This window comes from Paenibacillus jepli (assembly GCF_047238105.1).
GTDB lineage: Bacteria > Bacillota > Bacilli > Paenibacillales > Paenibacillaceae > Paenibacillus_D.
This window is the reverse complement of the sequence record NZ_JBDFMD010000002.1, coordinates 32020-45732: the sequence shown is the minus strand read 5'-3', so window position 1 is coordinate 45732 and position 13713 is coordinate 32020. Positions and strand designations below refer to the sequence as shown.

General features: G+C 47.1%; 17 protein-coding genes. 1 reads left to right on the top strand and 16 read right to left on the bottom strand.

The features are described from left to right. Positions 1–11 precede the first annotated feature (11 nt). The 7 genes from ABC336_RS31600 to ABC336_RS31570 form a co-directional block, all read right to left on the bottom strand. Positions 12–230, bottom strand: coding sequence for a hypothetical protein (locus ABC336_RS31600; RefSeq protein ID WP_413242716.1), 219 nt, complete (start codon positions 228–230; stop codon positions 12–14). A 16-nt stretch (positions 231–246) separates the two neighbouring features. Beyond that, complete coding sequence (locus tag ABC336_RS31595) at positions 247–1146, bottom strand: conjugal transfer protein (RefSeq protein ID WP_413242715.1); 900 nt, start codon at positions 1144–1146, stop codon at positions 247–249. Between the two features lie 5 nt (positions 1147–1151). Continuing rightward, entirely contained in the window at positions 1152–1478 is a 327-nt protein-coding gene (locus tag ABC336_RS31590; RefSeq protein ID WP_413242714.1) for a hypothetical protein, read from the bottom strand. 136 nt (positions 1479–1614) lie between these two features. Then, positions 1615–2478: a replication-relaxation family protein gene (locus tag ABC336_RS31585; RefSeq protein WP_413242713.1), complete on the bottom strand. Its 864-nt coding sequence runs from the start codon at positions 2476–2478 to the stop codon at positions 1615–1617. A gap of 11 nt (positions 2479–2489) precedes the next feature. Beyond that, on the bottom strand, positions 2490–5024 hold the full coding sequence (locus ABC336_RS31580) for an ATP-binding protein (protein ID WP_413242712.1): 2535 nt from the start codon (positions 5022–5024) through the stop codon (positions 2490–2492). 669 nt (positions 5025–5693) lie between these two features. Then, positions 5694–7058: a primase C-terminal domain-containing protein gene (locus ABC336_RS31575; RefSeq protein ID WP_413242711.1), complete on the bottom strand. Its 1365-nt coding sequence runs from the start codon at positions 7056–7058 to the stop codon at positions 5694–5696. A gap of 521 nt (positions 7059–7579) precedes the next feature. Continuing rightward, on the bottom strand, positions 7580–7885 hold the full coding sequence (locus ABC336_RS31570) for a DUF6809 family protein (RefSeq protein ID WP_413242710.1): 306 nt from the start codon (positions 7883–7885) through the stop codon (positions 7580–7582). 124 nt (positions 7886–8009) lie between these two features. Here ABC336_RS31570 and ABC336_RS31565 point away from each other — a divergent pair, with 124 nt between their 5' ends. Further along, complete coding sequence (locus tag ABC336_RS31565; protein WP_413242709.1) at positions 8010–8243, top strand: helix-turn-helix domain-containing protein; 234 nt, start codon at positions 8010–8012, stop codon at positions 8241–8243. A gap of 130 nt (positions 8244–8373) precedes the next feature. On the opposite strand, the gene ABC336_RS31560 is transcribed toward ABC336_RS31565, so the two are convergent. From ABC336_RS31560 to ABC336_RS31520, 9 genes are all read right to left on the bottom strand, one after another. Beyond that, on the bottom strand, positions 8374–8535 hold the full coding sequence (locus ABC336_RS31560; protein WP_413242708.1) for a hypothetical protein: 162 nt from the start codon (positions 8533–8535) through the stop codon (positions 8374–8376). 74 nt (positions 8536–8609) lie between these two features. Beyond that, on the bottom strand, positions 8610–8786 hold the full coding sequence (locus tag ABC336_RS31555) for a hypothetical protein (RefSeq protein ID WP_413242707.1): 177 nt from the start codon (positions 8784–8786) through the stop codon (positions 8610–8612). A gap of 426 nt (positions 8787–9212) precedes the next feature. Continuing rightward, positions 9213–9365 (bottom strand): hypothetical protein, encoded by a 153-nt coding sequence (locus tag ABC336_RS31550; RefSeq protein ID WP_413242706.1) that lies wholly within the window; start codon positions 9363–9365, stop codon positions 9213–9215. Positions 9366–9417: 52 nt separating this feature from the next. After that, positions 9418–9861 carry a putative toxin-antitoxin system toxin component, PIN family gene (locus ABC336_RS31545; protein WP_413242705.1) on the bottom strand — a complete coding sequence of 148 codons (444 nt, stop codon included), beginning with the start codon at positions 9859–9861 and terminating at the stop codon, positions 9418–9420. Then, positions 9845–10198 (bottom strand): AbrB/MazE/SpoVT family DNA-binding domain-containing protein, encoded by a 354-nt coding sequence (locus ABC336_RS31540; RefSeq protein WP_413242704.1) that lies wholly within the window; start codon positions 10196–10198, stop codon positions 9845–9847. The genes ABC336_RS31545 and ABC336_RS31540 overlap by 17 nt, the downstream gene beginning before the upstream one ends. Before the next feature lie 80 nt (positions 10199–10278). Further along, a complete protein-coding gene (locus tag ABC336_RS31535) occupies positions 10279–11412 on the bottom strand; it encodes a replication initiator protein A (protein ID WP_413242703.1) in 1134 nt (377 codons plus the stop codon). Between the two features lie 169 nt (positions 11413–11581). Then, on the bottom strand, positions 11582–11995 hold the full coding sequence (locus ABC336_RS31530; RefSeq protein WP_413242702.1) for a hypothetical protein: 414 nt from the start codon (positions 11993–11995) through the stop codon (positions 11582–11584). An 84-nt stretch (positions 11996–12079) separates the two neighbouring features. Then, complete coding sequence (locus tag ABC336_RS31525; RefSeq protein WP_413242701.1) at positions 12080–12775, bottom strand: hypothetical protein; 696 nt, start codon at positions 12773–12775, stop codon at positions 12080–12082. Continuing rightward, a complete protein-coding gene (locus tag ABC336_RS31520; RefSeq protein WP_413242700.1) occupies positions 12750–13556 on the bottom strand; it encodes a ParA family protein in 807 nt (268 codons plus the stop codon). Before ABC336_RS31520 ends, ABC336_RS31525 begins: the two co-directional genes overlap by 26 nt. Positions 13557–13713 lie beyond the last annotated feature (157 nt).

The window sequence follows — 13713 nt, the reverse complement described above, 5'->3', positions numbered from 1 at the left end:
CAAACGATGCGTTAACCGAAAATCGCTGACCAAAGCGTCTCTCCTAAATCCTTGATATTCTCCGGGAAAAACACAAACACCGAAACAAACAATGCGAACACGAAGAAGCCAATAAATCGACTGAACTCGCGCTTGGCCAAAAAATAAATGGCCAACGCTGCAATGATTAGCAAGAACAACGCCCCGACTTGTGTAGACAACTCATTTTGTAAATTTTCTCCGAAATTCATAGGGGATCGCCCTCCTTTATTTGTCGAAACCAATGACAAACCAGCGGTTATCTTGCTTCTTCACTTCCAAGCCAAAAGGATACGTAAACCGTGTGCTCCCGGTGGCGTCTGCCAGAATGACTTTTGTATAAACGGCATACGCATTGTCATCAGGCAAGGCATAAATTTCGTGACCTTCAATCGAATCAAATTCCAGAATGCCCTCAAGCCCTCCAATGTCTTCGACGTCCAAGGTGTAATAAGATAATTCTTCGGTTCTCCCGCTAGCATAGACGTTGAAGAAGCTTTCCAAAAATACTTTAATCTCGTTTGATAGATCGGGATTACGAACAACGGCGGTCGGGTCGCGGTCCTCCTGTAGTTCAATATCCGCTTGTTTAGGCTCCGGGATAAAATAAGGGGTATCGTAGACCGCGTAATTTTCTCCGTCAGTGGCCACGGGGATCACCCAATAAACCAATTTCGTTGTCGCATGCTCTCCATTCGCTCCAATGCTTTGTGTATACTGGGATCGCATCGTAATCAAGGACTTACTGTCTCCAGCATCGTCAATCTTCCACATTTGACTCTTTTGGTGTGTGGCGCTGGATTTCAAATTGTCTGTGATTAAACCCGCTTGCGGATGTAATCCGTTCACTAAATACGAGGATAGACGCTCTCTGCGTTGATCAGCGGCCTCCCGCCCTGGCTCCCAAGTAAAATAATGATGGGCAAAATTGACGGCGAAGGTTTCAATTCCTACCGTGAATGCAGGGGTTACATCATCATCGTCTTGCATCACCGCTTGAGCTACCTCACCGGCTGGACGCATCCACATAAGCGTCACGGAAAATAACATGTACCCTGCCAGCACCCAAAAAACAGATTTTGCAATTCGTTTTTTCACAATCGTTTTCGGCAAGGGCCTTTTCGCCATGGTACTCACCTCCATTCAGAATCCAGTTGTTGTTGCCTGCGCTTCTCTTTCTGGCTCATCTCATCCAAAAGCGCCCATCCCGCCCCCAGGAATAACAGGAGTCCTCCCAGCACAGGCCACCATCCAAAACGTTCAATCATCGGGTTCAACAAGTCATAAAGTGCGTCAAAGGAAGTTCGCACCGGCTCAATAAACGTATAGGCCGCCCAGATCGCCAAGGCAAATAGCGCAACAAATACGCCGATAAACATCAGCTTCTTGATAAAATTGAGTAGAAATAGGGAGAATCCCCTGGGCTTTGGCCTACGCTTTTGATCCCGTTTTAAATCCACGCTGTCACCTCCCTTCAAAAACGAACATTAATTCGGATCGATCGCCGTAAATATTCGGATTTTGCCGTAAGGATTACACCCAGCTCGGGCTAATCCGCCCCTGGCCGCCGTCTTTGTCGTGAAATAATGACGATCTTTATTCTTCTGGACGAATACGCCACATGGAGTATTTCTTATCCGAACCTTTAAAACTCCAAATGTCACCATAAGGATTCGCGAGAAGTTCTTCATACGTGGTGTACATCACGGCTTGGATTTTTGAGGTATCCACGTTGGCCGTATGCTCCATCAAACGGTTTTTCTCGTTTTCACTGGCTGATATAAAATTAACGCGGAAAAGGACCGGCGGTAGAGAAAAGATGGCATGTTTCGTAAATGCCTCACGCGCAATGTAATCGTTGTAACGACGAAGCTTGTTTTGAGAAACCGTGGCCCGCTGACGGCTGCGCTCCATTTCCATGAAATAAATAAAATCGCCCTCTTTTTCATTTTGTCTCCTGCGGAATACGGCTGTTCCATCAGGGACAATCACATCTTCTTTCCGTTGACCATATTGATAATAGCTGTGACGCTCGGAGATCCATTGTTGGAATTGAAATTCCGGTATCGATTGTGCTTGAAGCGCACCGCGAACTTTGGCTGTTTGCAACAAGTGATGAATAAAGGTGGGCGTTCGCTTTGTCCAACGGCTGTCCCATCGGCACTCGCCTGTCATCGCATCGACTTCTTCCACCCCCAGCCGATTCAATGTAATCACCTTTATGTTTTTGGCGGTTTCGCCATCAACTCTCGGCGTCATCATGGACTGAATGTAAGCCCCGTCTTCCAACTTCCGTACTTTGCGGTGAACGCTGCCAAGTACTTGATCCGGGAAAATATACCGATGGATAAAATCCATATCTAAAAACAACATGTCGTAGAGCAGAAGCAGTAAGTCTTGCTCACGTTTCCCTAAATAAACGGTAGAATCACGTTCTTGCTCGATTTCTTTCTTCATCATCGCTTGTCCTCCTAGTCGCTAAAATCATCTGCTGTTACACTAGGTTGTGGTTGTCTAGCTTCGTCGGAAGGCCGTGCTGGCATACCCTCTTCAGGGTCCGTGTCCAAACCATCATCTGAAAACCATTCCTCTTCTGTTGTTTCCAGGAGGGCCGGCTCTTGGTCAACCGCTGTTTCATTTTCAGTAGTTGGAACGGGATCAACAAGGTGGTCTTTTGCCTGCTGCTCCACTTCGGTTACGCGTTCCTCAAATGCTTCTTCCAGCTCGTTTTGCTTTCGCTCAGCTTCTTCAAGCAGCGCTGCTTGTGCCGCTTGCATTTGATGTTCAATTTGCTCTGCCCTGGCCAACGTCTGTGCAATCATGAGATCCACATCCTCACTAAACTTCGCTGGCTTGGGGGGGTGCATGTTTACCAGGAAAGGAAGAGTTGTCTCCCTGCCTATCGCCATGCGTACATAGGCATAATTCGGCTCTACGCGCTGAAAATCTTCCGCGCTCAAATAGTCTGCTTTCATACCCTTATAAATGGTCTCGGCATCTTCGATATTGCCCACCCGATAAGCAACGAGTGTTCCGAAATTTCTGAAAATTGCACTGGCGACTTGATCCGGGACTTGTCCTTCCAGTCCTTGCATGCCTAAAACCAATGGAACATTGTACTTACGGGCCTCATCGGCAAAAGACTGGATGGCATCTGCGGATTGATCCATGAACGTCGGGGCTTCATCAACAATGACGGGATGCATCGGCATGGGTGCACCGGCAGAAAGGGCATCTTCTCGGCTCAACATCGCCAATTGGGAAAACGTTAAGCACATGGAGCCAATAAATCGCCGTTCGTCGATGGTCAAACCTGATAAATCGAACAGCGTATAGTAGCCTTGGTCCATGCCCTCGCGCCAGCGAATCCCATTGGTTGCGGCTCGTAAAATGCCTCCGATGGTTCCCGATAACGTTAACTTTCGGAGCTTGTTTAACGTGGAATTAATTTTCGGTTCTTTGATTCGTTCATCCAACCCGTCATATTTCGATAAAAAAAGCTTCAGCTGATATTCTAGCGGAACCTCATCACGTAAACGAGTTAAAACACTAGCGCGGTAATCATCGTCCTCTAGCAATCTGCGCAAATTGTCCAAATTGGCGTCCTTTACGGTTTGCAGAGCGATGCCACCGTTGAGGAAATTATCATCCACGTTTGGCCCCCAAAAATCGCGCCACACCCGTTTACAAACGTCGGCCACATTTTGCGCAATTTTATCCGGACTGGCCGTGAAATCGACATCGTACACATTAAACGGAAAGTTCCCGTCCTTGAACCGAATGTAGCGGACCAAATGCTGTTGATCTTTGGGAATGCGGCTTGCAATATCTCGGGTCAGGCTTCCATGGGGATCAATGACGGTAAAGCCGGTTGTATTCTCTTCCGTACGTGCTGTTATGACCTCTTCAAGCAGATTGTAGAGGAAAGTGGATTTCCCCATCATCGTGCCGCCCCAAACCGCCATATGACGGCTCCAGCCCTTTAAATCGAACGCGACCGGTCTTTCCTTCCCATGATACTCGTGGACGCCTATCGGCACACAAGATCCGTCTCCGCGCGCTTGCAGTTCTTCCACCTCTAGCGGCAACGGCGTCCGCCGCATTTTTAAACGCTGAAGCTTATTGCATTCCACTTTGCCGCTCGGCAAGCGCATCAGCATCGCCATTTCATCGGCAGAGAACACAACCCGTTTTTTGGGACGCTGGAACGGATAAATTCGACGCTTGAACTCATAACGATACAACGGACGCAAAATATGCCACCATTCCCGGCCATACAAACGATTCAATTCGCCGGATGAAAATTGCCCGAAAGAATGACGACAATTGGATAAAAGCGCTTTCGCTTTGCTGTATTCGTTCGCGATAGTTGTAATCTTGACAGATACTCTCGCCCGCAATCTTGCTTTTTTCCCTTGAATCGCTGTTTTATACAGCTCGTTTTCGGTCTCCATGCTTTCGTCGTCGTCTTCTTCCTCATGCAACTGCCGAAATGCCTTTTGGAAATGCCGCTCGGTCCGGTACGTCGGCTTGACCAGAAACTGGAGCCGCACCCGCTCATCCTCGTTCAAACCCTCAAGCAACGCAATAAGCTCCGCCTGTGTGTCCACCACGTCGTTATGATAGATTTTGAGCGGTACAACAAAATGCCGCTCAAGCAAAAGTTTGGTTCCCGCATGTTTACGGGTAAAGTCCCACGGTTCATCCTCGACTTTCCGAATGTCCGCTTCCGGGTGTTCACTGTAAAATTTACTCTGAAACTCGGCCCCGATCTGCTCCGACGGAACCCACAGCTTATACCGAATCGCATTCACGTCCGCATCCAATTCCCAGCTCATCCAAGGCTGAAAAATCCATCGCGAATACCACGGGCGCATCAGCATGCTTAACACATTACTCCACAACGTTTCATCCTTGAAATAATGAATCTTGCTGTCAAACACTGTTCGTATTTCGTAACAAACACCCTTCGGAATCAGAAACGGAAACACATGAAATCGGCTCATGACCTTCCCCCTTTCCTACGCCAAATTATCTCCAGCAGCCCATCCCTTCAGCTCACCATAAAACAAACCAAACACCGCACATCCCAATTCCAAAAAAACCTCTTACCGACTCCGTAACTCCCTTCGTCTTTAACCAAAAAAAGCTTTTGACCTTTCCCTTGACTTCCTCTCTTGACCTAGACCTTATCTCTTCATCTTCTACCCTCTCCTCTCTCTACACTCACTTTCCTTACCCTCCACCACTTATCCACTCTCTCCTACTCTCACATCTAATCTTATCCACACCCACCACCACACTCCTACTCCCCTCACAATCTATCTTCACACTTCAATTCAATTTTGTTTCCGTACGTTGTTCTATATCTTCCTCCTGCACCAAAGGGTCACGGATGCATCGCCCTACCGCATCCGTGACCCTTTGGTGCAGGAGGGCCGCGTAGCGGCAGGATTTTAAAAGAAAGTGAGAGTCACTAGGATGTCAGTGAGGGGAGTATAGACGGACACCCACAATACAGCAAAAATACCGGGAGAAAGCAAGATAGAAACAGAGAAGCCACATCTAAACGGTAACACATTCTGGAAAGGAATCCCATGGGGCAGGGTTCCCAAATAAGAACAAAACGAGAACAACGGGTGGGACTAACCGCCCAGAAATGGGAGACGCAGCCACTAGCTAGGATCACGAGAACGCGGAGGATCCGCAAGACGAAGACCAGGAGGGAGCCAGCCAGCCACCCCCTCTAGGGTAAGTGTATTGGGATCTGGTACATTCTTTTTCTGGTTCTCAGGTGAAGGAAAAAGCAGGATCTTCGAATCCTTAACAAGGCGAATAATCGTCTTCGCCCCTCTCCCTTTTCCGATCACTTCCACTGTAATTTTCTCCAAATTGAGAAGGAATTTCAGAACTTCTTGAAACGTGGAAAGAGACATCCCCCACGTTGCACAAAGCTCTCTTTGCGATCCAGAAACTACGCCGTCAACATGCGAACATAATGTGTCTAAAATATCATTTGCCCACTCGTAATAATGACTTGTTTTGCGTTCTTCGCGTGGCTTGGCCCCCTCCCAAGCTGGACGATAGGTGAAAGCTTCTCCAGCTAAATATTGTATCCATTCCGTGGTCGGCCCGGCTGGTGCACCGGCCTTAAACGCACTCTTCACTTTTTTGATGACTTCTCGATCCGTAAGCGGATCATCCAGGCGCGCGCTCCATTCTAGCAGCTTCGTTTCGGTTTCATCTTGTTCGAAGCCTTCCCTTTTGAAGGCCAGAGCAAGGGTGTAGCATGTATTGTCCCTTTTGCCGATCTCTGCGCCTTCCAAGAGCTTTCGAACGGCTGGATGCTCTAATAAGCCCTGACGAGCGCCTAGACGCCCCTGGGCGCGTTTTTCGCTGTACCCGGCGTACTCCAAAGAGTACCAGTCGTTTAACACTTGAAAGGAAGTCTTTCGTCCACTGTCAAAGCGAATATTTTGGGGCGTAGGCATTCGAAAGAATCGTTCCGCGCCAATGGCGGCTCGGTCGGCCCCGATCGCTTCAGCCATCGCGAGCTGAATCTTTTTATATTGTGCGATAACATTGCGGTAAGCTTTACGGGGTTGCTCCAGCACGAAATAGACGTGGAAACCGCCGGACGGTGTTTGCACGACAAATGACGGGCAGGGCAAACCTGCCTCATTGATTCGATCCAGCAAATCAGGCAAGCACAAGCCGGGATTCTCACCGTTCTTCACATCCACATCAAGAACAACGGCATTGATCCAGCGCAATGCGCCTTCCTCCCGCCAGTCCGAGCGATAGAAGGTATTGGGCGTATAGTATGTATAGCTCTCCGTGTACGCGGCCAGCGTCGAGTATGTCCGGCAGGATTCGTTCGTCCGAAAATCATTGCTGACGAAAACCCATCCCAAGTTCGGGCTTCGGCCAGCTCCACTTTGCTTGACGCGTGACGGACGAAGCGTGAGCTGATCCCGGTACAAGTCCGAATAGACCGCTGGTAGCATCGGGGAGCTGTCGAGTTTTTTTAATGGCAACATAAAAAGACTCTCCCGTTCCACATCCCGAAAAAAGGCAATAGGAAAGAGAGAGTCCATCTTTACATTTTTTTTCGCTAAGGGTATAATAGCCCTATAAATCGCGATAATAAAAGTAAAGCACAAACTCTTCCCAAGCAATCTACCAACGGGTAAACCTTTTAAATGAACAGTGGTCGCCAAACCGGATCATTTAAGGGTTAAGTTGATAGTTCGGGGGTGTGGTGCTTTATTTTTTTATGTAGAAGTTCCCAACTGCAACGCTATGAATCTATCATACGACAATTATTTTCGATTTGGCAAATTGAGCCGAAACGGATTTTCCGTAGGTGAACGGATGTTTTAGACTCATTTTCCGTAGGTGAACGGATGTTTTGGACTCATTTTCCGTAGGTGGACGGATGTTTCGAGCGAAAGCGACATATGTGGACAAAAAAATCATGAATTTAAATTTTTTTTGCCCCATTTTCCGTAGGTGAACGGATGTTTTGCGAAATTCTCCGTAGGTGAACGGATGTTTTGTCTTAATCCTCGTGCTTTTTGCAAATTCCGCCCTTGCCATGCTCCGAGCATACCGCTTCTGCCAGCAGGCGTGCCCCCAGCTGGTAGCCATGTACGAACGCCGCTTCTTTATCCATTTCATGCGATTGGACACGCATCTCCAGCAGTTTTTCAAGCTGCTCAAACTCCGCTTTCGGTAATCGCTCTTTCCATTTTCTAAGTCCTTCCGAGATTTTCTGATTGAGTATTCGATATTCCGGATGACTCGAAACGATTTGCTCCATAGGTCGCAACTCGCCATTATATAGAGCTTTCAACATCGGCTTCATCTACTACTCCCCCTTCGGTAAATACTTTTCTGCCATGTAGTTACCTCCGTTCATTTTATGCGAATTCTGCATAAAGTTCAATATGCGAAATCCGCATATCGTAAGATGAGTAAGGGTGATACGCATGTATGAACGGATTAGAGCGCTTCGTGAGGACAAGGACTGGACACAACAACAAATGGCCGATATTTTACAAATAAACCAGGGAACGTATTCAAGATACGAGGCGAGCGATAATATACCACTCAAGGTACTTGTCCAGCTTGCCGATTTGCACCAAACCAGTACAGATTATTTGCTGAATAATACAGACGAAAAGAAACCTTACCCACCATCAAAAAAGAAGCTTGCTACATAAAACCGCCGCCATCCCTCACAGGATCGCGGCGGTTATTGGTGAGAAAACCCAAGCCCAAACGCTCGCTTGGATTTTAGGCCCGCCGAACCGGGGGAACCGAAACGCCCCTTCTGCATTAAAAAAGGCTCGCCTATTGGCGAACCTTAGCAGCAGGTCGAACCTGCTTCATCTTAGCTATAGCATCGCTGGCCAACTTCTCTCGTTCGGGATTGGGTCCAGGCATAGACTGAACAACATACTGACCACCTGCATACCGGCGAGCTGCTTCATCAAGACTCATTTTCTTCTTCATGACCAATCACCTCTTTTGCAGGCCTCGCCGCCGTCGGGGATATGGAGTAACACGGAATCAAAAAAGGCTCGCCTTTATGGGCGAACCTTAGCAGCAGGTTTATCCTTCTTCAGCTTCGCAAGCGCGTCACTGACCCTTTTATCGCGCTCCGGATTGGGACCGGGTATAGATTGTTGCACATAATGACCGTCAGCATGCTGATGGACAACATCATCAAGGTCAACAGCAGGATATTTTTTCACCACGATCATCACCACCTCTTTACGATAAGTATAGCATAATGAGCCGTTCGAAGATGAGGCCAGCACTGTTACACTATTACACGAATGTCGTGGGTGCATCACATTTCGGCGGTGGGCTGATCGTCATTAACGAAGCTGTCGCCAATGTCTCGCCGCTGCGAATATGTAATAGCACAATTCCACCTCCCACCCTATTTAGATTACGGCAACGAGCGAGAGCAGGCAACAGGTTATCTCCGCCAGTAATGATCGCCTTTTTGGAGCAGCTCCTGGTTGGCCAGTGCCGATCGGGGCGAGCTGCAGCCCGTTATTTTCGAAAAAACCCGAACAAACAACGGCTATCGGCTCAAATAGCGTTCGGAGATTTGAAGTGAAAGGCACAAACGCCGCGTCCTCCTTTGAGGTGCGGCGCTTTTATTTTTTTCACGTTCGGCCTTACTCTTTAAAATTAAAGAGATCTAATTGAACTAGCTCGTTCAGCTCCCGCTCAGCACGGATGGGAGCATTTAAGAATACCGGCTTCTTCGTCACCGTCAAATAGCGTTCGGTCAACCCTTGCTTCTTCCCCGTAAATTCAAAACCCGCCATAAAAAAAGAAGCCTGCTACATAAAACCGCCGCATCCTAGAGGGTTGCGGCGGTTATTGGTGAGAAGACCCATGCCCGAAGGCTCGCATAAAATCACTTGGTGTCAGCACCACCAATTGCTCTTTAATTTCAGGCGTATGAAAATCTCGATCCCCTGTAACCAGCAAATCAGGCTGGGCCAGCAGCGCAGACACCAAAATGGGAAGGTCTTTATCGTCTCGTATGGGTGGAGCCGAAAAAGCATTGAGATCCGAAGGCGTGTAAGCCAATTCAAACTCCAATCGAATTAAAAACTGGTCCCAGGTAGATAATTTATGCGGGAATCGCTTGGCAAGCACACGAGCAACCTCGGTTAAAGAATAACTGCAAAGGATGAGTTGATGTTCTTCAGCAATGAGTAGCAAAAGCTTTCTGGATATTGAATTTTCTGATTGCATGGCTGAAATCAAAACATTCGAATCCACAAAGACACGTAGTGAGCTATTTGTTTCGTTCATTCCACATTTCCTCGCGAACCTGTTCCAAATCATCCAGCATATCCGTCTCGGTAATCCCATTGGCCTCGGCCTCTTTTGCCATTGACCCTAAAAACTCCCGTAATGCAATAACACTGGATTTTGTAATCACAATCTTACCCGTCTCGTCCTCAATGAAAGCAACCTTATCGCCTTCCTCTAAATTCAATCGTTCGCGTATCGCTTTTGGTATCGTGACTTGACCCTTGGAAGTCAATCGAGCTATTTCCATGTCCACTACAATCACCCTTTCATAATTCCTTACATTCCTTACTTTCATTATATCACTATAAATTGTTCTGTCGATGCCTTCGTGCACGGTACCATTATCCAACACCCGTCTTTTTAAGCAAAAAGTCGGGGAATCTAAAATCCCCGTCCCCTATTGTAAAGTTCGGTCTAAAATAAGCGGAGCTGTTCGGCCGCATCTTCCTTAATCGGCGTATTCAAAAAGACCGGGTTCTTCGTCACCGTCAAATAGCGTTCGGTCAACCCTTGCTTCTTTCCCGTAAATTGAAATTTTTCGATAAAGCCCACTGTTTGCAATTCCTCACATGCCTGTTTAAAACGCTCCACAATTTTATAGACCGGAGTAATTGGCTCCCCCTCGTCATCGAGAAAGTGAAAATGCCCGGCCAATACGGCCAGCTCCTGCGTCACCGTAGACTCTTCGGAGAAGGACGAAATCAACCAATACAACCCTTGAGCCAAATACGACTTTAGATCGTTCATAAGAATTAACGAAACGTCGAAAAGATTTCCCTCCCGATTCGCTTCTACCAACCATTGCGGCAACTTAATCTGAAACTTGAACTGATAATGCGTGGCGGACCCCACTTTGCGCCTGAAGACAATTTCGTCAATGAGCCGTGTTAGTTTAATCTCCTCGTATTCCGCATTTTTAGCCCGCTGGTATTGGGTTAGCGTCACCTCAATATCTTTCAACCGGATAAGCGCTTCCTGGATGCGCTTGTAGTTCTCCGCGCCATCGGACATCCCCATTTCGCGAATGATATCCGCATATTTCAGCTCCACGACCGCGCTATCATGATTGTGCTGCTTGAAAGATAACGCCTGCACCGCCCCCATCACCCGCGCTTCATACGTTGTCAGCACTGATCCTGTATTATTCTTAAAATGAACCGCTCGTACACCGTGTGGGTTCATGACGGCCACCTGGCTCCGCGGCTGCGCGGAAAACAGCGCGTGCTGCGCAATGTTTGTATTGATTGGCACAAGCTGACGCAAATAATCGACTGATTGAATCCGAAGCGCTTTTTCCAAAATATCCACTTGCGCTTGAAGATATTCACGTTGATCCTGTTGTTCTTGAATCCGAAGTTTCAAAGATTCACCGAACTGATTGGCGTACATGAACAGGTCTTTGGACTCTACCTTCTCATGGAGACTGCGACTCAATTCAATCAACGTCTCTTCGCGTATCGCTGTCGCCTTTAAAGGATCTGACGGTTTTCTTTTCAAACACTCTAAAGCCAGCTCGTGCAATTGTGTTTCAATATGCGTAAATGACATGAGTGTCCCTCCCTCCATGTAAACGGATTTGCAGGCAGCTTCGCGCAGATCCGTGTTGGCCATCCGTTTCAATGTAAACAAAGTCTAGGATCTGCTGCCGTGAAATGTAAACAAAAAGTTGGCTGCAGCGCGATCGCCGGCGCAAATCATGTAAACATAACCATTATGATTAGGGTTTCGTGGGCCACGGGTAGATTTTGGCTGGTCGCTGTCGTCGCATGCCTGTTCCCATGGCCTGCCCATCTTTGATATTCCTATGATTTCCGAAAAATTTGTAATGAAAGAGCAGGAAAGCGCGGCTCATCGCTTCCGGAATGTGAGCCGCCGAAATGGATACGGAACTTCCCTCTTCCTGATTCATGATCTCAACGCATTCGTTTAAGTCCCTTGGAGCCTCAGCCAAACGAATTAAGCTGACATCATAGCCAATAACCGAAATAAAGGTCCGAAGCTCTAACGCCGCCATCAGATCGGTTGACCAGGGTTGATGTGCAAGCTCCTCATCAAATTCTCTTACAATGGATGTAATTAGCTCATCCATTACCGGTCCCGTATCCATATTTAAAATTTGATGAGCTGTCATCATTTACGCTCCCGCATTTAAATTTTACATATCCGTTTCCGTAGTTGAACGGATGTTTCGACTCTCCAATCATCGGCTAAAGATTTACCCTTCCCGGTAGATGCCTTTAGCTCGTTCAATGTTTGTAATCTCTTTTTCAATCACGTAATTAATGAACTTCTTTTTGAATCCCTTGCCTTCAAGCTGGGCCAAGCGGTTCAAGCGGTCCAGCAAGTGGTTTTCGATCAAAAACGTATCCCGCGTGTGCGTTTCCTCCACCGTTTTCTTCCGGCGGTCCACTTCAAGCATTTTCAAAAATTCATTTTCCGACTCACGGAAAGATTGCAAGCTTTCGGATAATACAACCGCATCATTGTTTAGTTTACTTTTTGTTTTTTTATTTTCTGTTTTACTGTTCAGTTTTACTGTTCCGTTTTGTTGTTCCGGAACACTGTTGTTGTTCTCTTTGTCTTTTTCTTGTTGCGTGTCACTTCGATGTTTTCCGTCATCGGCACTTACATTATCCGATCCTTCATTTGGAACAAGCGAAGATTCAGCTTCCGGTTTACGGTTAACGGTTGTTGTTGTTGATTCCGTCTCATTGTGCGTGTTGACGTTTCCTTTTTCGTTTTCAGTTTCATTGAATTTATTTGCTGTTGTCGCTTCCTCTTCCGTTTTACTGTTCAGTTTTTCTGAATTGTTTTCATTAACATTGTTTTGATTGTAACTTTCTGTTTCCGGTTCTGGTTTCGTGTTATTATTACCGAAACCAATGTTAGTTAACGAGCGTTTTTTTGCCACGTTTTAAAACCTCCTTTAGTAAATCAAAGTACGTCGCGACAAGGGGGTTGTTTTGGTCGGCAAGCACAGCAGGCTTTCCATCATAGGCCGTTGCCGCCGCAAACCGAACCGACCGGGGAATTACCGTGTCGTAAAGATGATACCCATGCTCGGCACAATACTTCCTGGCTTGCACCATCATTTCGGAATGCAATACCGTCCGCATATCGACCAGCATCCCCACCATGCCATCAATGACAATCGAAGGATTCTGCTCCGCTTTAAAGTCATTGATGACGTCAATGACATTCTCAATGCCCGAAACGGCGAAGGTCTCCGGAACAAAGGGAATAATGACACGATCTGCCGTTAGGAGAACATTCCCGGCGACGACCTCTAGAGAAGGCGGCGTGTCAATAAAAATATAATCGTATTGATCACGAACCGCATCAATTGCGGGTTTGAGCAGATACAGCGGCTGCGGATAATCTTTGGGGTTTAGCAGGACGTCAAAAACAAAAAAATTCATTTCCTTGTTCGCCGGCACAAAGTCCAGGCGATCCATCAGCTTCACGCGAACTTGCTCAATGGACATGCCCTTAACGAGCACATCATAAATCGTGTGTTCGTAGTCAATGGGGGTTTTGCCGAAGGCCATGGCTGAATTCCCTTGCGCGTCGGTATCAACGATCAGCACCTTTGCCTTCTTTTGCGTCTGAATGATCGCGGCGGCCATGTTGGTAACAAGACTGGTCTTCCCAACGCCGCCTTTGTTCGTTGAGACACTATACACTATTGCCATGAAAGTCCACTCCAGTTCTGATTATTATTCATTGAAATGTTTCAAATAAACTGAACAGTTTTTCGTAAGAATTATATGGATAAATTTAATGTAACATAATTAACCGTTCAGACTCAACACAGAAATCCTAAACGTTTAAGAGCGCTGCAACGTTCGA

What these genes read in the sequence shown, in the direction of transcription:
- ABC336_RS31600 (WP_413242716.1), bottom strand. Translation starts at nt 230, where the DNA reads ATGAATTTCGGAGAAAATTTACAAAATGAGTTGTCTACACAAGTCGGG.
- ABC336_RS31560 (WP_413242708.1), bottom strand. Translation starts at nt 8,535, where the DNA reads ATGAAGAAGAAAATGAGTCTTGATGAAGCAGCTCGCCGGTATGCAGGT.
- ABC336_RS31595 (WP_413242715.1), bottom strand. Translation starts at nt 1,146, where the DNA reads ATGGCGAAAAGGCCCTTGCCGAAAACGATTGTGAAAAAACGAATTGCA.
- ABC336_RS31580 (WP_413242712.1), bottom strand. Translation starts at nt 5,024, where the DNA reads ATGAGCCGATTTCATGTGTTTCCGTTTCTGATTCCGAAGGGTGTTTGT.
- ABC336_RS31570 (WP_413242710.1), bottom strand. Translation starts at nt 7,885, where the DNA reads ATGAAGCCGATGTTGAAAGCTCTATATAATGGCGAGTTGCGACCTATG.
- ABC336_RS31520 (WP_413242700.1), bottom strand. Translation starts at nt 13,556, where the DNA reads ATGGCAATAGTGTATAGTGTCTCAACGAACAAAGGCGGCGTTGGGAAG.
- ABC336_RS31530 (WP_413242702.1), bottom strand. Translation starts at nt 11,995, where the DNA reads ATGACAGCTCATCAAATTTTAAATATGGATACGGGACCGGTAATGGAT.
- ABC336_RS31575 (WP_413242711.1), bottom strand. Translation starts at nt 7,058, where the DNA reads ATGTTGCCATTAAAAAAACTCGACAGCTCCCCGATGCTACCAGCGGTC.
- ABC336_RS31550 (WP_413242706.1), bottom strand. Translation starts at nt 9,365, where the DNA reads ATGGCGGGTTTTGAATTTACGGGGAAGAAGCAAGGGTTGACCGAACGC.
- ABC336_RS31565 (WP_413242709.1), top strand. Translation starts at nt 8,010, where the DNA reads ATGTATGAACGGATTAGAGCGCTTCGTGAGGACAAGGACTGGACACAA.
- ABC336_RS31585 (WP_413242713.1), bottom strand. Translation starts at nt 2,478, where the DNA reads ATGATGAAGAAAGAAATCGAGCAAGAACGTGATTCTACCGTTTATTTA.
- ABC336_RS31545 (WP_413242705.1), bottom strand. Translation starts at nt 9,861, where the DNA reads ATGAACGAAACAAATAGCTCACTACGTGTCTTTGTGGATTCGAATGTT.
- ABC336_RS31555 (WP_413242707.1), bottom strand. Translation starts at nt 8,786, where the DNA reads ATGATCGTGGTGAAAAAATATCCTGCTGTTGACCTTGATGATGTTGTC.
- ABC336_RS31535 (WP_413242703.1), bottom strand. Translation starts at nt 11,412, where the DNA reads ATGTCATTTACGCATATTGAAACACAATTGCACGAGCTGGCTTTAGAG.